We start from the raw sequence: 17,535 nt of genomic DNA, 5'->3' as shown, positions 1-17,535 counted from the left end.
GGCAAAAAATCAATCTGGAAGAGAGTAAGAATAAAAAATGGCGGGAAATGTAATGCTCAATAAATTTCGTGAGAGGGATCGACAGAATAAAAATCTGTCGCGATTGAAATAAAAATGATCCGTTATCGTGTGACGAGGATGTACGCTGAGGCGCAGCAGTGTATACTATGCAAGGAATTCTATACGCTTCTTCTTTTCTGATAATTCAACGACAGCAAACAGACATAACAATGGTTAAAGGTACACTTTATATTATTTCTGCACCCAGCGGCGCCGGAAAGTCCAGTCTTATTCAGGCCTTACTGAAAACGCAGCCGGCTTACGACATGCAGGTATCCATCTCCCATACCACCAGAGCTCAACGCCCGGGGGAGGTTGAAGGAGAACACTATTATTACGTCTCGGTTGATGAGTTTAAGCGTTTGATCGAAGTCGATACCTTTTTAGAATACGCCGAAGTTTTTGGTAACTATTACGGTACATCCCGCCCTAAAATCGAGCGGGTACTTTCGCAAGGTATTGACGTTTTTCTTGATATCGACTGGCAAGGAGCCCGCCAGATTCGTGAAAAAATGCCGCAAAGCCGCAGTATTTTTATTTTACCCCCATCGAAAGATGAGTTAGTTCGCCGCCTGCAAGGTCGTGGACAAGATAGTGATGAAGTTATCGCTGGCCGCATGGATGAAGCGGTACAGGAAATTTCACACTATGATGAATATGATTATCTGATTATTAATGACGACTTTGATTTAGCACTGCACGATCTAAAAGCAATTATTCGTAGCGAACGTTTGCGTTTAGACCGTCAAAAACTGCGAAATGAAGCTTTAATCAGCAAATTATTGGCAGACTGAGGCCAGTTTAAGTATCATGCCCAGTCCTTTCTTTATCTGTGGAGTTGCACTCTTATGGCACGCGTAACCGTACAAGACGCTGTAGAAAAAATTGGTAACCGCTTTGACCTGGTTTTGGTCGCGGCTCGCCGAGCTCGTCAAATTCAAATTCAGGGTAAAGACCCTCTCGTTCCGGAAGAGAACGACAAGTATACCGTTATTGCGCTGCGTGAAATTGAAGAAGGTCTGATCAACGCTCAGATCCTCGACTCACACGCCCGTCAAGAACAGCAAGAGCAGGATGCCGCAGAAATGCAAGCCGTCACCGCGATTGCTGAAGGTCGCCGTTAATTCAGGGCTGAATATTACCTTGTACCTGTTTGAAAGCCTTAACATACTGGCTAAACAATACTTGCCGGATGAGCAAATTGAGTGCCTCAAACAGGCATACGTTGTTGCTCGCGATGCTCATGAAGGGCAATCCCGTTCCAGTGGTGAACCTTACATCACTCATCCTGTTGCTGTGGCCTGCATTCTGGCAGGCATGCGGCTGGACTACGAAACGCTCACCGCAGCCCTGCTGCATGACGTTATCGAAGACACCTCGGTGACCTATCAGGATGTAGAACAGCGTTTTGGCAAGAGTGTTGCTGAACTGGTCGACGGCGTATCCAAACTGGATAAGCTTAAGTTCCGTGACAAAAAAGAGGCTCAGGCAGAAAACTTCCGCAAAATGATCATGGCAATGGTGCAGGATATCCGCGTCATTCTGATCAAGCTGGCGGACCGTACCCATAATATGCGTACGCTGGGTGCACTACGCCCGGACAAACGCCGACGCATCGCCCGAGAAACGCTGGAAATCTACAGTCCACTCGCCCACCGTTTAGGAATTCATCACCTAAAGATCGAGTTGGAAGAGCTGGGTTTTGAAGCCCTTTATCCTAACCGTTATCGCGTCCTGAAAGAGGTGGTTAAAGCCGCCCGCGGTAACCGTAAGGAAATGATTCAGAAGATTTTGTCGGAAATTGACGGTCGCTTGAAAGAAGCAGGTATTCCCTGTCGAGTCAGCGGTCGCGAAAAACACCTCTATTCCATCTACCGGAAAATGCACCACAAAGAGCAGCGCTTTCACTCCATCATGGACATCTATGCGTTTCGCATCATCGTCAGTGAAGTGGATACCTGCTATCGCGCATTGGGGCAGGCTCACAGCCTGTATAAACCTCGTCCGGGTAGAGTAAAAGATTACATTGCTATCCCTAAAGCCAACGGCTATCAGTCGTTGCATACTTCACTGATTGGCCCACACGGTGTACCGGTTGAAGTTCAGATCCGTACTGAAGACATGGATCAAATGGCCGAAATGGGGGTAGCAGCACACTGGGCTTATAAAGAGCAGGGCGAGTCCGGCACTGCCGCACAAATCCGCGCCCAGCGTTGGATGCAAAGCCTGCTTGAACTCCAGCAGAGCGCCGGTAGTTCATTTGAATTTATCGAAAGCGTTAAATCCGACCTGTTTCCTGATGAAATCTATGTCTTTACGCCAAAAGGCCGTATCGTAGAACTGCAGGCCGGTGCTACGCCGGTGGATTTCGCCTATGCGGTGCATACTGATATTGGTCATGCCTGCGTCGGTGCTCGCGTCGATCGCCAGCCTTACCCTCTGTCGCAAGAGTTGCATAACGGACAGACGGTGGAAATTATTACCGCACCGGGCGCGCGTCCAAACGCGGCCTGGTTAAACTTTGTGGTCAGTTCTAAAGCGCGCACCAAAATCCGTCAAATGCTGAAAAACCTTAAGCGCGATGATTCTATCGGTTTAGGTCGCCGCCTGCTTAACCATGCCCTTGGGCAGGGTCGTAAAGTAACGGATATCGATGCGAAGAATCTTAGCCGTGAATTGAAGCGTCTGAAGCTGGCTACCCTCGAAGATTTACTGGCAGAAGTCGGTTTAGGCAATGTCATGAGCGTTATGATTGCCAAAAACTTACTCAGTGATGACAGTAACCCCGATGAAGAACCGGCGGTTAATGGCCGTAAACTCGCCATTCGCGGAGCCGATGGTATTTTACTGACCTTCGCCAAATGCTGCCGTCCGATTCCCGGTGACCCGATCATTGCTCACGTTAGTCCGGGTAAAGGTTTAGTTATCCACCATGAGTCCTGTCGCAATATTCGCGGTTATCAGAAAGAACCTGAAAAATTCATGGCGGTAGAATGGGCCGAGGATACCGAGCAAGAGTTTATCGCGGAAATTAAAGTCGAGATGTTTAACCATCAGGGTGTTCTGGCCAATTTGACCGCGGAAATTAACTCAGCCAAATCCAATATTCAAAGCCTGAATACGGAAGAGAAAGATGGCCGGGTTTATATCGCCTATATTCGCCTAACCACGCACAACCGCGTTCATCTGGCTAATATAATGCGCAAAATTCGCATTATGCCGGATGTGATTAAAGTCACCCGCAACCGAAATTAATTCTTATGTCGCCCGAACGTTACGCCCGGATACGCCATATGCTTGCCACAAGACAGCTGGATTTAACGGTCTGTCTTGAGCAAGTACACAAGCCTCACAACGTTTCTGCCATTATTCGCACCGCGGACGCCGTTGGCGTTCATGAAGTGCACGCCGTTTGGCCTCATGAGCGCATGCGCACTCAAGTCGCCAGCGCCGCCGGCAGCAACAGTTGGGTGCAGGTCAAAACTCATCAAAATATCCACTCCGCCGTCAGTCATATGAAACAGCAAGGTATGCAAATTCTGGCAACCAATCTGTCAGAAAAAGCGGTGGATTTTAGGGAAATAGACTACACCAAGCCAACCTGCATTTTGCTCGGTCAGGAAAAAACCGGTATCACACCAGAAGCGCTGGCGCTGGCCGACAGCGATATCATTATTCCGATGATCGGTATGGTGCAATCTTTAAATGTGTCCGTTGCCTCAGCGCTGATTCTGTATGAAGCTCAGCGTCAACGTCAGGCCGCGGGCATGTATCAGCGAGAAGCCAGTCCACTAAGTTATGAAGAGCAGCAGCGCTTTCTGTTTGAAGGCGGTTACCCGGTACTGGCTAACGTTGCTCAACGTAAAAACCTACCGCGCCCACATATTGACGATAACGGTGAAATTGTTGCCGATGACGCTTGGTGGACAGCCATGCAGGCTCTGAAACCAAAGAGTAGCGTGGTCTAAGATGAAAGGTCGCCTGCTGGATGCCGTTTCGCTGAATACTCTTTCGGGAGTCGGCGCCAGTCAAGCGGCTAAACTGGCTAAAATAGGCCTGAATAATATTCAGGACCTGCTGTTTCACCTCCCGCTGCGTTACGAAGATCGCACCAAACTTTATCCTATTGGCGATCTCCTGCCCGGCCTGCACGTCACCGTTGAAGGTGAAGTGATCCGCAGTGATATCGCTTTTGGCCGCCGCAGAATGCTAACCTGCCAGATTACCGATGGTACCGGGGTGCTGACCCTGCGCTTCTTTAATTTTAATGCGGCCATGAAAAACAGCCTGTCTGCCGGTAAACGGGTAAAGGCCTATGGCGAAGTCAAACGCGGAACCCATAACGCTGAAATTATCCATCCGGAATACCAAATTCAAGGGGATCACAGCGCCATTCGGTTGGAAGAAACCCTGACCCCGGTTTATTCCACCACGGAAGGCATACGGCAGGCGACCCTACGTAAACTTACCGACCAAGCGCTTAAGCTGCTGGATACCTGTGCTATCAGCGAATTATTGCCCGCAGAACTCAGCGGTAACCTCATCAGCTTGCCGCAGGCGCTCAAAACGCTGCATCGACCGCCACCAGATACTCAATTAGCCGATCTGGAGCAAGGGCGACACCCAGCCCAACGTCGGCTGATTCTCGAAGAACTGCTGGCCCATAATTTAAGCATGCTGTCCGCCCGTGCCGGAGCGCAGAGCTATAACGCCTGGCCGTTGAAAGACAATGGCACCCTGAAGGGGCAAATGTTGTCCAATCTGCCGTTTAAACCCACCGGAGCCCAAACTCGGGTGGTCGGCGATATCGAACAGGATATGGCAAAAAATATTCCCATGATGCGTCTGGTTCAGGGCGATGTGGGATCGGGCAAAACGCTAGTTGCCGCGCTGGCTGCATTAATTGCGATTGAAAATGGCAAACAGGTGGCGTTAATGGCGCCAACTGAGTTGCTGGCCGAGCAACACGCCAACAATTTCCGCCAGTGGTTTGAACCGCTCGGTATTAAAATTGGCTGGCTTGCCGGCAAACAGAAAGGTAAAGCCCGTCAGGAACAGATGGCCGCCGTTGCATCCGGCGAAGTTTCTATGGTGGTCGGTACCCATGCCATTTTTCAGGAACAGGTTAAATTTTCCGGTTTAGCATTGGTGATTATCGATGAACAACACCGCTTTGGTGTTCATCAACGGCTGGCGCTGTGGGAAAAAGGCCAAGAACAGGGATTCCACCCTCATCAGTTGGTCATGACGGCGACACCGATACCGCGTACGCTGGCCATGACCGCCTATGCCGATATGGATACCTCCGTTATTGATGAACTGCCTCCGGGCCGCACACCGGTAACCACCGTTGCCATCGCCGATTCACGGCGTAACGACATTATTAATCGGGTGCGCGATGCCTGTAAGCAGGAAAATCGTCAAGCCTACTGGGTCTGTACCCTGATTGAAGAATCTGAAGTATTGGAAGCTCAAGCCGCAGAAGCCACCACCGAAGAGCTAAAAATCGCCCTGCCGGAACTGAAAATCGGTCTGGTTCACGGTCGAATGAAAGCGCAGGAAAAACAGGACATCATGCAGTCCTTCAAGCAGGGCGATATCCAGCTATTGGTTGCCACCACGGTAATTGAAGTGGGCGTTGACGTCCCTAATGCCAGCCTGATGATTATTGAAAACCCGGAACGTCTGGGGTTAGCGCAACTTCACCAGTTACGCGGTCGGGTCGGGCGAGGCGCCGTGGCTTCGCACTGCGTATTGTTGTATAAAGCACCGCTGAGTAAAACGGCGCAAAAACGCCTACAGGTACTGCGTGATAGCAATGACGGCTTTGTTATTGCCCAAAAAGATTTAGAGATTCGCGGCCCAGGTGAATTACTGGGCACACGCCAGACCGGTATCACCGAGTTTAAAGTCGCTGATTTACTGCGCGATCAAAGCATGATCCCCGAAGTTCAACGCACTGCACGCTATATCCACCAACGCCACCCAGAGCTGGCGCGCGCGTTAATTGAGCGCTGGTTACCGGAGAGTTCCAGATATACTCACGCTTGATGAGGGATAGACGCTCGGTTGCTTTACGCTTGCACGATTTCTATGTTCTGACCAGAAGAGCAAAACTAAGGTCAATGACGAGCTCCCATTTTTCAACGAGAGCTCGGAAGAAAGGAAAAAGCTGAGAAACATCCTCCTCTCAGCCCTGCTTACCATCAATACAACTTCTGCGGTGGTCCGGCAAACGTTAACGTGCCGATGCTCTTCATATCCACTTCTATACCTACAATCTCTGAGAGCGACTCTCTTCGGCCAGTGAGTGGATATTTTCCAGCAATGTATGAACGTGGAATAGGCGACTCTCCCAGACACCACTGAATACGGTGATGGCTAGTATGGTCGATATAATCAAGAAATTGCTCTATCAATACTTATAAGGCAACAAAAAATCTAGCCCAACCACAAAAACAATAACGTTGTACCATTTCTAGAAAGAAAAATAAAAACCTGTCATTATTTCAAATTCCTTTTAAAGCTCCCAATCTATAATTATTATCTTTCCATTTTTATACACATATCGATGTTCAGTTACATGACCATACACTATAATCTGGTATCCAACTTTCATAAACAATACTTCCCCTCCATGAGTAACATCCATACTAAGACACATATTCACTTCTGACGAAGTAGTTAATTAATATCGAACCAAAAATCAATACAACCATGGTTAGCAATAACTCTTTAAAATAAAACCCCCTATCATTTAAACTAATACTTATAATAAAAACAGCAAGTTAATATAAATCTTCATTATCACTAATAAATTTCAACATGTGTATTAAGCCCGTAAATTTACTAACCTCAGTGGAGGTTAAGAATGAATCCAATAAAAATATATTGACTGTTATATATCATTATGGAATGATAATTTTGCTTTTATTACTGGCTAATGAAGTGTAGTGGCTGAATAGGTTATACGTCTATCTCAGTCCCCGTTTATGTTAATCATCTCAATAATTACAATATTGGAACGGGACTATGATAATAGTCTGTCGTTTCCTATTTATTATCTCGATGGACTATTCCTACTCACATTAATAAATGTCAGGAATTTATCCATGCCATCAAAATACGTAAAACTCAGAGTTAAAGCAGCGATTAAACAATCGTTTCGTTGTTATTATTGCAATACTGTGATGTGGGAATATTCTATTTCACAACCCTCTAAAATGAACCGATTACAACAATGCACTGCTGAACATTTAATTCCCAAGAGCAAGAAAGGTAGAGATATTGCTTCAAATATTGTTGCAGCCTGTCAGTTCTGTAACCACACGCGCCACAAAGCAAAAAAAATTCTACCTCCAGATAAATATAAAGAAAAAGTTCAGAGACGTATTAAACAAGGAAAATGGTATTAAAGCTATCAGGGCATAAAGTTATTATTCACGAATCTTTGCCGAAAATATCAAAAAATAATAAACCACCTACGAAATACGCTAGTGTGTCCTTAATCAAAAGGCAGATACAAAATCTGCCTTTTGATTGGTTACAACTCTTACTTCCTAATAGATGACAAATGCATGGGTTCATCGAACCAGCTAACTAATTGCTAAACTAAAAGGGCTGAAAGATACGATTCCCTCAGCCCTGCTTACCATCAATACAACTTCTGCGGTGGCCCGGCAAACGTTAACGTGCCGATGCTCTTCATATCCACTTCCACTACCGATGGCCCCGGATAGCTAATCGCTTCGGCCAATACGCTTTCAAAACGATCGGCGCTGTCGATAAGCCATGACTTCAGCCCCATCGCTTCAGCCACCATGGTAAATGATGGCGTGTGGAGCTGGTTATAATACTGTCGGCCGTCAAAGTATTTATCCTGAATCCCGCGCATAACCCCGTAACCACCGTCATTCATCACCAACAACGTCAGGTTTAGCTTTTCCTGTGCCATGGTGGCCAGTTCACCAATACCTAAGGCCAAACCGCCGTCGCCGACCAGTCCCACCACCTTACGTTTGGGATTCGCCACCGCAGTGCCGATAGACATCGCCAGCCCCAAACCAATGGCACCGGCCAGCGAGTGAATATTCTCCAGTGGAGCATGAGCACGGAACAAGCGGCTACCCCAAACGCTGCCAGATACGGTGATGTCCCGTACAAACAGCCCGTTAGCCGGTAACGCTTTCTCCAGCGCATCATTTAATCCGGCATATTTGCCGGATTGCTGACGTAAACCAGCATCGGCCTGTTTTACTGCCTCGGCAATCTGGACATCCCACAGGGGATCCGACTTTTTGCTACCGGAAAACTTATCCGCCAGTGCCTGCAAGATATCCTGACTGTCGCCGATAACCACTTCATCCGCCACATAGTTACGGTTAATGGCCGACGGATCGATATCAATCTGAATCAGCGGATGCGGCAGTTTTAAAGACCAGGTACGGGTTTCATTGCTGCGTAAACGAGAACCAACCACCAGCATCAAATCACTTTGCTCAAGGATGGCTTCAATCGACGGGGAATTATGGAAAGCCCGCAGGCTACGCGGATGGCTGTCCGGTAAAATTCCCCGACCGTGGGTACTGGATATCACCGCCACCCCGGCATCCGCCAGTTGACGCACCGCTTTGCTGCATGCCAAAGCGCCACCGCCAATCCACATGGTTGGACGTTTGGCCGCAGATAAACGCTGATACAATTTTTCAATCACTTGGTCTGCCACCACCGGATAAACGGCCGGTTCAACGGTATTACTCAACACCGAAAGCGGAACTAATGTGTTTTGAATATCGATGGGGATCTCGATGGCGACCGGTCCACAAGGTGGCGTCTGCGCTTCCTGAATGGCCCGATGTAAAATCGGAATCGCCTGCTCAGGAGAATTCACCCGGTATGCCCGCTTAGAACAGGCCCGCAAAAATCCTAACTGATCTTTGGTTTCATGAATAAATCCGGCATCGGCATCCAAATAGGCTTTTTCGACCTGACCGGTAATATGCAACATCGGCGAACCGGCGTTCAGGGCTTCAATCATCGAACCAACCGCATTTCCTGCACCGGCACCGGTACTGGTTAACGCCACGCCCAGACCAGCAAAACGACTATGGGCATCGGCCATGGTCACGGCTCCCGCCTCTCCCCGAGCCGGAACAAAATGAATCTGATTACGTTGGCCAATCGCATCGGCAATGGGCAGATTGTGAATCGAGATAATGCCATAAATGGCCGATACCTTATATTGCTCCAGAGTGCGGGCTATCGCCTCGCCAACCGTTATTTTATCGCTCATGATCTGCCTTATTTATCTAAATTTGGTTATATCCAGTGAATTTTCTTCACTGGATAACGTCATCAATGTAGCCAACTGACTAATCACTCCACAGGTTAGGGTTGTGATTCAGGGCGAGATACAGGCTCTTTTGTTGCATATAGGCTTTAATTCCGTTCAGCCCCTTCTCTCGCCCAAGGCCACTCTGCTTAAAACCACCGAACGGCGTTGAGATAGAGAAAACTTTGTAGGTGTTCATCCATACGGTTCCAGTCTCCAGACGTGATGCCAGCGCCATGGAACGACAGAAGTCACCACTCCAGATACCTGCGGCTAAGCCATAAATCGAGTCATTCGCCTGAGCGACTAAATCCTCTTCATTATCAAAAGGCAGTACCACCAATACCGGACCAAAAATCTCTTCCTGACACACCTCGGCCTGATTAGACAGACCTTCAATAATGGTTGGCAGAAAATAACTGCCCTTCGCCAGCGCCGGATCGGATGGCGCGGTGCCCCCCACAATCACCCGACCGCCTTCAGACTTTGCCAGCTCAACGTACTGCTGCACTGAATCGCGATGTTTATTGTTGATCAAGGGCCCCATATGGATACCCGGCTCAGTCGGTAGGCCGATCCGTAATCCTTTGGTCAGTTCCACGATTCGCGCCAGCAGCGGCTGATAGAGAGAGGAATGAATAAACAACCGGGCTCCGGCAATACAGGCTTGCCCGGCAGAGCTAAAAATGCCGTAGGTGATGCCTCTGGCCGCCTGCTCAAGATCCGCATCGTCCAGCACAATAGTCGGTGATTTACCGCCCAGTTCTAAAGAAGTAGCAATTAGCTTATCCGCTGCGATATGCGCCAGATGCTTACCGGTAGTTGTCCCACCGGTAAATGAAATTTTTCTGGTATGGCGATGGCGCGCCAACGCTTCCCCAATTACTGAACCTTTACCGGGCAGTACGCTGAAAACGCCCGGTGGTAAACCGGCTTCTTCAAACAGTTCCGCCAGTTTAAGCGCAGTGAGCGGTGTCGCTTCGGCGGGTTTAAGAATCACCGAATTACCAGCCGCCAGAGCCGGGGCGATTTTCTGCATCTCACTGGCAATCGGAGAGTTCCATGGAGTAATTGCCGCTATCACGCCCAGCGGTTCATAAGTGCTGATGGTCATCGCATCGGCATTACGCTGGGTTGGTAGTTCTCCTTCCAGCACTTCACAAGCCGCCGCAAAATAGCGCGCGGTTGCCGCGGCGCTAGCCACCAAACCACGGGTTTCGGCTAACGGTTTACCGTTATCACGCGTCTGTAGCTGAGCCAGTTCTTCATGACGCTCAAGAATTAATTCACTGACCCGATAAAGAATCGCTGCCCGTTGATGAGGCATAAGGCCGCGCCAGCTGGGTGCGCGCCATGCGCGTTCGGCAGCTTCTACCGCTTCCTCAACATCTTCCAGACTAGCGGCATGCATACGCGCATTGACGCTACCATCGGCAGGGTAATAAGAAACCAGCTCTTCTCCACGCCCTTCACGCCACTGACCGGCAAAATAGATTTTTAACGTATCCATCAGGTGCTCCCGCAAATTAAGCCACTAAGCCGCCGTCAACTAAGCGACGACATGCTTGTACCGCACTCAGCGCAGCTAAGGTTGAAGTTTTAGGATTAGTCGGCAGAGGATTGCCATTCAATTCAATATGAAACTCGCCGAAGGTTCCCGCCGCATGAATAGTGTGAGTATTGCGGCTGGTATTAGGGTCAACCCGCAGTTTAACCGTGGTGTTATCCATGCCAATTCCCATCAAAGCAACGGTGGCTGCCACGTTGGCATTGGCCGGAAACTGTTGCGCAGCATCCCGGGCGGAGCCTTCGAAAAAGACCACCGGTTGAGTAATGTTGTTTAAATCCACCAACTTCTCAGCCGGGCTGCCGCGCCAACTGGCTGGGCTTTTATTCGAGGTATAAGTCACGCTGTCCAGCCCTCCTTCTCGGGCTGAGGCCAATCCATCCATACCGGCGACCGCCCCAGAGAGGACAATCAGTTCACCCTGATGGGTGCGCTCCGCCTGCTGTAAACGACTGAACAATGATTCATCCGCTAACGCGCCGGTGGATATCAACGCCAGCTTCCAACCACGATTTAAAACCCATTCACCAAATTCATGCACCGCTTTCTGACTGGCACATTCCAGCACTAAATCTGGACTCCCCTCAGCAAGCGATGGATGTTCAATCGCCTGAACCTCGTTACCCAGCGTCTGCTGAATATCTTGATGATGTGGCGGTCGCGCCACGACCCAGCCGACGGAAACGCCTTCAGGTAACCGTTTGATCACTTCCTTCGCCATTGCACCAAAACCGATCATCATAATTTTTTTCATGTTCTTCTTCTCTTGTCGAACCTAAAACCATTACAGATGGCGGTTAAAGCCGCCAGAAACGTCCAGTGCTGCGCCGGTAGTAAATGATGCCAACGGCGAAGCTAAAAACAGTAGCGCTTGAGCCGGTTCCTGCGGTTTACCCAAACGCTTCATTGGAATGCCGCGGTGCTCAGCAATCGCACCGGTCCACTGCTCCCAACTTTGGCTGGTATCGCTGCGCTCAGCAAAGCGGCGACGCCACTGGCCGGATTCCACCATACCTAGCAAAATGGAGTTCACCCGGATACCTTTATCAATCAGCTGTTTTGACAGCGTTAGCGTCATATTGAGCAGCGCAGCGCGGGCAGCAGAAGTGGCGATCATATGTTCTTCAGGCTGTAGCGCCAGCAGTGAGTTAACGCAGGTAACAGAGGCAATATCCGAGCGCTCCAACATCGGCAAAAAAGCCTGAAGCGGGTTAATAACGCCGAACAGTTTCAGTTGGGCTTCGTTTAACCAAGCCTCCTGAGGGGTTTCATCAAAATGGGCGACAAATCCCTGACCGGCATTATTAATTAACATATCTACCGCCCCAAACCGCTGTTCAACCTCACGGGCAAAATCAGCAACCTGCTCAGGCTTCAGCACGTCGCAGCGGTGAGCCAGTATCCGTTCTGACGGAAAATCCTGTTTCAGCGTGGCTTCAGCGGCGGACAACTTCTCGGCACTGCGTCCGCAAAACGCCACATTAGCCCCTTCAGCCAACAGTAAACGCAGCGTTTCAAAACCAATACCTGATGAACCACCGGTCACTACCGCGACTCGTCCTTCAATCTGTAAATTCATATCGCAGCCTCGCCTTTCGCTGATGCCCCCTGAAGGGCGACAAACTGGCTTAACAGTTGATTAAATTGTTCTGGTGCATCGATATAGCTGGCATGACCGGCATCGGCGATCGACCTGTAAGCGGCACCGATCCGCTGTGCCAGCGCTTCGGCACCCGCTGGCGGCGTAATGGTGTCGCAATCTCCGCACCACACCTCAACCGATCCGCTATAGCGCTCCAGATAAACGTAAATATCATCGTTGGCCAGCATCCATGCGGCTTGCAGAAACCCCTCAGGATGTAGGCGACGCATATTTTGCTGCACTCGCTGAATGTCTTCTGGTGATGCACCAGGGCGAAGTAACGCCGCACCACGCTGTTCGGCATAGCCATCGACGCCCAGAGTATCAATCATGGTTTTCCGCTGTGTGAACATCTGCTGCCGTTTTTCATACGGTGCGCTGGCGTATCCCTGTGCCGGATTAGCTAAAACCAATCCAGATAAATGTTGCGGATACTTCGCAGCAAACGCGCTGGCGATCAGCGCCCCTAACGAATGGCCGACCAGCACTGGACGTTCCAGCTGTTGCTGGTCAATCAACTGCATCAACCGGTCAGCATAAAGCGCCGCAGTTGGCTCACTGGCCTCTAAACGCTCACTGTTGCCATACCCCGGCGCATCCCAGGCTAACAAATGACTGTGTTGAGTCAGTTTGCTACAGGTCAGTTGCTTACCCCATGACAGAGAACCGGAACTGATGCCGTGAAGCAGTATCACCGGCTGCCCCGTTCCGGCGGTTCTCCAGCTCAGACGATGACCGGATAACTCGGCACATTGTTCTACGGGACGGGTATGCTCATCAGATAAAATCACGGCATTCATAACGGTTCCTTTATATGGTTAAGCTGAGGGTTAGCCACGCTTCACTTTAGACAGCGGGTGATCTGATGGATAAGTCGGGATAGCCGGTTTTGGCGTGCCCAACATGACGCACATTAGCGCTTCCTCTTCACCGTGATTTAACAGGCCACGGTAGATTCCGGCCGGTACTGAAATCAGATCCCGTTCACGCAGAATGGTTTGATGTTCCTGATCGCCGTCGCGGATAAATAACGTGATGCAGCCTTTAAGCATAAAGAACACTTCTTCCACGTCAGAATGTAGATGCAGTGGGCCCTCACACTTAGCCGGTAGCACCATGGTAGAAAAAGTGAAATTCTCCGCCGGTACGGTATTTACATCGTTGGCAACGCCAGTGGCGCCGGTACCGATATAGCGCATTTGGGCTCGACGGTATTTAGGGTCAAAATCAGCCTGAAACTTCAGCGCATCCCAGTCATACTTACGACCTTCAAAACGGGCAATCCGTGATTCAAGCCAATCTGCCATCGAAATGCCTTCAGGTTTGATGCCATTGTTGTTTGGTAAAACTTGAGCTTGTGACATGGTATAACTCCTTCCTCAGGTCTATTTAATCGATCAATAGCGCTTCACCAGCGGTAGCAGAACCACACACCCGGTAACAGCGACGATTACTAAAAACAGTAAACCAACGTCCATATTGCCTGATGCAGCAATCAGGACGCCCATGACGACCGGTGCCAAAGCACCAGCAAAGTTACCCAGGCCGTTGAAAATGCCGCCGGCAGTGGCACTCACCCGGCTACTGGTGACTTTGGCCAACAGAGCAAAGACGTTAGGTGCACCGATACCCCACATAAACGTGCTGAATGCCATGGCCGCGATCACCGGATAGGTTCCCTGAACGTAGAGCACCATCGATAGGCCAGCACTGGCACCGAGCAGCGAGATAAAACATGACATGGCCCGGCGGTCTAAACGGTCTGATACATAGGCACCAATACCTTCCCCCAGCAGCATGGCAATAAACGGCAAGGAAGAGAGGTAACCGGCCTGTTGCAAATCGATGCCTTTGCCCTTAATCAGGTAGCTTGGTAGCCAGCCATTGATGCCCCACAAATAAGTCAGAAAAGCGATGTTAAAAATACAGATCAGCCAAAACTGCCAGCTTTTATACAGCTCTTTACGCTCCTGCTTGCGAGTCAGCACCGGGTTAGCCGGCGTTGACTTGGCTAACTGAGCCGCTTTGAGCGCTGGCGTTACATTGACGTGTCGCAAACCATAGATGACGAAGAAAATCACCGGAATGGTCAGCGCCGACATGGCGAAGAAGGTCCAGCTCCAACCGAAGTGATGCAGAATAAACAGCGTCGCAGGAAAACCTATCGCCGCACCAATCGGTGTCCCTAACAGCCACAGCATGGTTGCTCTGGCCTGTAGCCGCTGAGGAAAGGAGTGCCGCACGATGGCAAAAGCCAACGAAAACAGTGGGCCTTCCGCAATACCCAGCATGATTCGGAGAACCATCATGCTGCTGTAAGAGTTAGCAAACCCCATACAAAACATCAGCACCGACCATATGCACATCATCCATATCAGCAGTTTTTTAGGTTCAATAAAATCGCCAATGCTGCTTAAGAAAATGGATGAGACACCGTACGAAAGCAGGAAGGCGGTCATTAATAAGCCTAACAGCGTTGGATCGAACGACAGGCCTAATGCTTGCTGAAATTGCGTGTCTGAAAATAGTGCAGCAATGCTGATCTTGTCGAAAAAAGCCAGCAGTACGCAGGCAAACAGTGCCAGTGGAATCGACCAGCGAACCGGCATCTCATCCTCTACCGAAGCAGCTGGGATATAAGCCTGTGAGTTTGCAGTTTCAATCTGTTGCGTTGTCATAGTGATACCCTATGCCGGAGCGTTACCCGAAAATAGCCGGAGCCAAAGCCCGCTATTTCAGCGCCATCAATGAAAAAGAGGGATCGGATAACTGCGCCGGGTCAAGTACCCTTTGAGCGGCTAACCAACGCTTACCCAGCTTAATTGTACGGGCGTCATTAAAGGCCACCATCTGTACCAATTGGTTGTCAGCATTAAGGTAAAAGTAGACCTTCGAGTGGTCATCTTCTCGGGTAATGCAATGTGAACCGCTGGCAGGAATACCCAGTATCTGAATATTCTCTGAATATTGATCTGACCATAGCCATGCGTCTTCCTGATAACCCGGTTGACCGGCATCAAGCATGCTACGGGCGGTTGTCACCGCTTGATTCTGAGCATAAGCCCAGGACTGTAAACAAACGCCTAGCTGTGAATGTAACGCCACATCGCCCACGGCAAAGATCGATGGATCGCTGGTGCGGCCCTGATCGTCCACTACAATGCCACCGTTGCGTACTGTCAGCCCGGCCTGCTCGGCCAGCTCCAGATTGAGTATCACGCCAATGCCGACCACTACCAGATCGAAAGTTTGGCTTTCGGTCAGTTCGCTTTTCAGCTGCGGGCGTCCGTTATCATCATTCAACGTTATCTCACCGCAGCCACAGATCACCTCGACGCCCTGATTTTGATGTAACTCAAGTAAAGCCTGAGATACTTCAGCACCGATACTGCGCAAGCACAAAGCGCTCTGGCGTTCGAATACTGTGACGGCAACGCCCATCTTGCGCGCTGAGGCAGCGATTTCCAGACCTATCCATCCACCACCCACGATTGCCAGCGTTTTAGCCTGTGCCAACTGGGTTCTTAACTGAACCGCATCGTTCCACGAACGCAGCGTTAAAACTTTAGGGTGGCTTTGCCATAAGCCTTCAGGACGACGTGGGCGACCACCGGTGGCAATCAAGAGTTGACGATACGGCAGCGTTTCACCGTTATTCAGCACGACCGTTTTGTCTGCTGGCAAAATAGCTTCGGCTCTAAGCGGACGGTGCCAATCAATATCCAGCGCCGCCACTGCCTCTTCCGTGAACAGACGAGTCAGACCAAGCTGGCCGTCCTGATCAAGCAATACCGCTTTAGACAGCGGTGGCCGCTCATAAAAGTCGTGAGGTTCATCGCTGATCACCGATAATTTGCCGTTATAGCCACTATCCCGCAGGGTTTTAGCTGCCCATCCACCGGCCTGTCCACCGCCGATGATGACAATGCCGGCATCATTTTGTTGATTCTGATTCTGGCTCATACTGTCTCCGACTTTTTAATCTGGCGCCGGGTGTCATAATCAATTCCGCCCTCAACTGCCCATTCAGTAAAAGTGGTAACCGAATGTTCCATTTCACGCGGTCGCCAGTTTTCAGTCAGATAATCATCATTGGTGTAATACTCAAATGCACCGCCGGTTGGACTATTAACGTACCAGAAATAGGCGGAAGAGATCGGGTGGCGACCCGGGCCAATAAACGTGCTCCAATGGTGACGGTTCATTGCCAGACCACCGCCAATCACCTCATGAATATCACGTACGGTAAACGCGACGTGGTTGAGGCCCGGCTTGCGATTAGGAATTTTCAGTAGGAACAAATTGTGATGCACCCCGCGAACCTCAGCCCGCAGAAATACTGCCCGGCCGGTATAGCGGTCAGAAACTTGAAATCCTAGCACCTCACAATAGAAGCGCTCGGTGGCCTCCAGTTCCTGCACAAAAAATACTACGTGACCGATATTAATCGGGCTTGCCTTGTCGTAGACCGGACTGGCCTCATCGACCCGACGGACATCTCCCCACTGATTTATCGGCGAGATCGGCAAAACCACTTTCTTCTGCTGTTGTTCAATAAAGCGCAGCGTCATGCCATTAGGATCCCGGCATTCAATTTCACCATCGCTGATAGCTTTAAATCCGGGCGTGCCCGCCAGTTTTTGACGCAGTTCCGCCAGTTCAACCTTTGACTTTACGCCCCAAGTCATACGACGCAGCGTCGAGCCACTTTCAAAAGCCGCGGGTAATTCAGCGCTATCGTGAGGATGGAGCACCACGCTTGCTCCGCTGAGAGTGTTAAAGGTGCGGGTACGATGAAGGCTATCCTGCCCGGCGGGTGTCAGACCAAAATCAGTCATGAATTTTTCACAGGTTGACAGATCTTCTACGCCAAACTCCATCTTTTCTATGCCAATTACGCTCATTATTTTGCCTCACAAGAATTAAGTAGTAACC

The 17,535-nt window shown here is 49.9% G+C and carries 15 protein-coding genes; 6 read left to right on the top strand and 9 right to left on the bottom strand.

Annotated elements, in window-relative coordinates:
- Positions 1-230 precede the first annotated feature (230 nt).
- From gmk to EL341_RS00380, 6 genes are all read left to right on the top strand, one after another.
- Entirely contained in the window at positions 231-854 is a 624-nt protein-coding gene (gmk, locus tag EL341_RS00405; RefSeq protein ID WP_047779548.1) for a guanylate kinase, read from the top strand.
- Between the two features lie 54 nt (positions 855-908).
- The gene (rpoZ, locus tag EL341_RS00400) at positions 909-1,184 is read left to right on the top strand and encodes a DNA-directed RNA polymerase subunit omega (protein WP_047779547.1); all 276 of its coding nucleotides are present in this window, start codon (positions 909-911) and stop codon (positions 1,182-1,184) included.
- 19 nt (positions 1,185-1,203) lie between these two features.
- Positions 1,204-3,315, top strand: a complete 2,112-nt coding sequence (gene spoT / locus EL341_RS00395; RefSeq protein WP_074823943.1) for a bifunctional GTP diphosphokinase/guanosine-3',5'-bis pyrophosphate 3'-pyrophosphohydrolase — start codon at positions 1,204-1,206, stop codon at positions 3,313-3,315.
- 5 nt (positions 3,316-3,320) lie between these two features.
- A complete protein-coding gene (gene trmH, locus EL341_RS00390) occupies positions 3,321-4,028 on the top strand; it encodes a tRNA (guanosine(18)-2'-O)-methyltransferase TrmH (RefSeq protein ID WP_074823780.1) in 708 nt (235 codons plus the stop codon).
- A 1-nt stretch (position 4,029) separates the two neighbouring features.
- The gene (recG, locus tag EL341_RS00385; RefSeq protein WP_047779545.1) at positions 4,030-6,111 is read left to right on the top strand and encodes an ATP-dependent DNA helicase RecG; all 2,082 of its coding nucleotides are present in this window, start codon (positions 4,030-4,032) and stop codon (positions 6,109-6,111) included.
- A 1,061-nt stretch (positions 6,112-7,172) separates the two neighbouring features.
- Positions 7,173-7,475: an HNH endonuclease gene (locus tag EL341_RS00380; protein WP_074823774.1), complete on the top strand. Its 303-nt coding sequence runs from the start codon at positions 7,173-7,175 to the stop codon at positions 7,473-7,475.
- A 239-nt stretch (positions 7,476-7,714) separates the two neighbouring features.
- Here EL341_RS00380 and EL341_RS00375 read toward each other — a convergent pair whose 3' ends face one another.
- The 9 genes from EL341_RS00375 to EL341_RS00335 all read right to left on the bottom strand — a co-directional run bounded on the left by EL341_RS00375 (position 7,715) and on the right by EL341_RS00335 (position 17,504).
- A complete protein-coding gene (locus EL341_RS00375; protein ID WP_047779544.1) occupies positions 7,715-9,352 on the bottom strand; it encodes a thiamine pyrophosphate-binding protein in 1,638 nt (545 codons plus the stop codon).
- 79 nt (positions 9,353-9,431) lie between these two features.
- A complete protein-coding gene (locus EL341_RS00370; protein WP_047779543.1) occupies positions 9,432-10,901 on the bottom strand; it encodes an aldehyde dehydrogenase in 1,470 nt (489 codons plus the stop codon).
- A gap of 16 nt (positions 10,902-10,917) precedes the next feature.
- Positions 10,918-11,712 carry an aspartate dehydrogenase gene (locus tag EL341_RS00365; RefSeq protein WP_126466739.1) on the bottom strand — a complete coding sequence of 265 codons (795 nt, stop codon included), beginning with the start codon at positions 11,710-11,712 and terminating at the stop codon, positions 10,918-10,920.
- Between the two features lie 30 nt (positions 11,713-11,742).
- Positions 11,743-12,537 (bottom strand): SDR family oxidoreductase, encoded by a 795-nt coding sequence (locus EL341_RS00360; RefSeq protein WP_074823766.1) that lies wholly within the window; start codon positions 12,535-12,537, stop codon positions 11,743-11,745.
- Entirely contained in the window at positions 12,534-13,400 is an 867-nt protein-coding gene (locus EL341_RS00355) for an alpha/beta fold hydrolase (RefSeq protein ID WP_126466737.1), read from the bottom strand. Before EL341_RS00355 ends, EL341_RS00360 begins: the two co-directional genes overlap by 4 nt.
- Before the next feature lie 30 nt (positions 13,401-13,430).
- The gene (locus EL341_RS00350) at positions 13,431-13,907 is read right to left on the bottom strand and encodes a cupin domain-containing protein (protein ID WP_373876087.1); all 477 of its coding nucleotides are present in this window, start codon (positions 13,905-13,907) and stop codon (positions 13,431-13,433) included.
- A gap of 90 nt (positions 13,908-13,997) precedes the next feature.
- On the bottom strand, positions 13,998-15,209 hold the full coding sequence (locus tag EL341_RS00345; RefSeq protein WP_373876088.1) for an MFS transporter: 1,212 nt from the start codon (positions 15,207-15,209) through the stop codon (positions 13,998-14,000).
- Positions 15,210-15,330: 121 nt separating this feature from the next.
- Positions 15,331-16,563: an NAD(P)/FAD-dependent oxidoreductase gene (locus tag EL341_RS00340; RefSeq protein ID WP_074823759.1), complete on the bottom strand. Its 1,233-nt coding sequence runs from the start codon at positions 16,561-16,563 to the stop codon at positions 15,331-15,333.
- Positions 16,560-17,504 carry a VOC family protein gene (locus EL341_RS00335; protein ID WP_047779537.1) on the bottom strand — a complete coding sequence of 315 codons (945 nt, stop codon included), beginning with the start codon at positions 17,502-17,504 and terminating at the stop codon, positions 16,560-16,562. Before EL341_RS00335 ends, EL341_RS00340 begins: the two co-directional genes overlap by 4 nt.
- Positions 17,505-17,535 lie beyond the last annotated feature (31 nt).

It is taken from the genome of Pragia fontium, assembly GCF_900638655.1.
GTDB lineage: Bacteria > Pseudomonadota > Gammaproteobacteria > Enterobacterales > Enterobacteriaceae > Pragia > Pragia fontium.
Note: the sequence above shows the minus strand (reverse complement) of the source record. Positions and strands in the feature narration are given on the sequence as shown.

What these genes read in the sequence shown, in the direction of transcription:
- EL341_RS00370 (WP_047779543.1), bottom strand. Translation starts at nt 10,901, where the DNA reads ATGGATACGTTAAAAATCTATTTTGCCGGTCAGTGGCGTGAAGGGCGT.
- EL341_RS00345 (WP_373876088.1), bottom strand. Translation starts at nt 15,209, where the DNA reads ATGCCGGTTCGCTGGTCGATTCCACTGGCACTGTTTGCCTGCGTACTG.
- EL341_RS00335 (WP_047779537.1), bottom strand. Translation starts at nt 17,504, where the DNA reads ATGAGCGTAATTGGCATAGAAAAGATGGAGTTTGGCGTAGAAGATCTG.
- EL341_RS00340 (WP_074823759.1), bottom strand. Translation starts at nt 16,563, where the DNA reads ATGAGCCAGAATCAGAATCAACAAAATGATGCCGGCATTGTCATCATC.
- EL341_RS00355 (WP_126466737.1), bottom strand. Translation starts at nt 13,400, where the DNA reads ATGAATGCCGTGATTTTATCTGATGAGCATACCCGTCCCGTAGAACAA.
- EL341_RS00380 (WP_074823774.1), top strand. Translation starts at nt 7,173, where the DNA reads ATGCCATCAAAATACGTAAAACTCAGAGTTAAAGCAGCGATTAAACAA.
- recG (WP_047779545.1), top strand. Translation starts at nt 4,030, where the DNA reads ATGAAAGGTCGCCTGCTGGATGCCGTTTCGCTGAATACTCTTTCGGGA.
- EL341_RS00365 (WP_126466739.1), bottom strand. Translation starts at nt 11,712, where the DNA reads ATGAAAAAAATTATGATGATCGGTTTTGGTGCAATGGCGAAGGAAGTG.
- EL341_RS00350 (WP_373876087.1), bottom strand. Translation starts at nt 13,907, where the DNA reads ATGGCAGATTGGCTTGAATCACGGATTGCCCGTTTTGAAGGTCGTAAG.
- gmk (WP_047779548.1), top strand. Translation starts at nt 231, where the DNA reads ATGGTTAAAGGTACACTTTATATTATTTCTGCACCCAGCGGCGCCGGA.
- trmH (WP_074823780.1), top strand. Translation starts at nt 3,321, where the DNA reads ATGTCGCCCGAACGTTACGCCCGGATACGCCATATGCTTGCCACAAGA.
- EL341_RS00360 (WP_074823766.1), bottom strand. Translation starts at nt 12,537, where the DNA reads ATGAATTTACAGATTGAAGGACGAGTCGCGGTAGTGACCGGTGGTTCA.
- rpoZ (WP_047779547.1), top strand. Translation starts at nt 909, where the DNA reads ATGGCACGCGTAACCGTACAAGACGCTGTAGAAAAAATTGGTAACCGC.
- EL341_RS00375 (WP_047779544.1), bottom strand. Translation starts at nt 9,352, where the DNA reads ATGAGCGATAAAATAACGGTTGGCGAGGCGATAGCCCGCACTCTGGAG.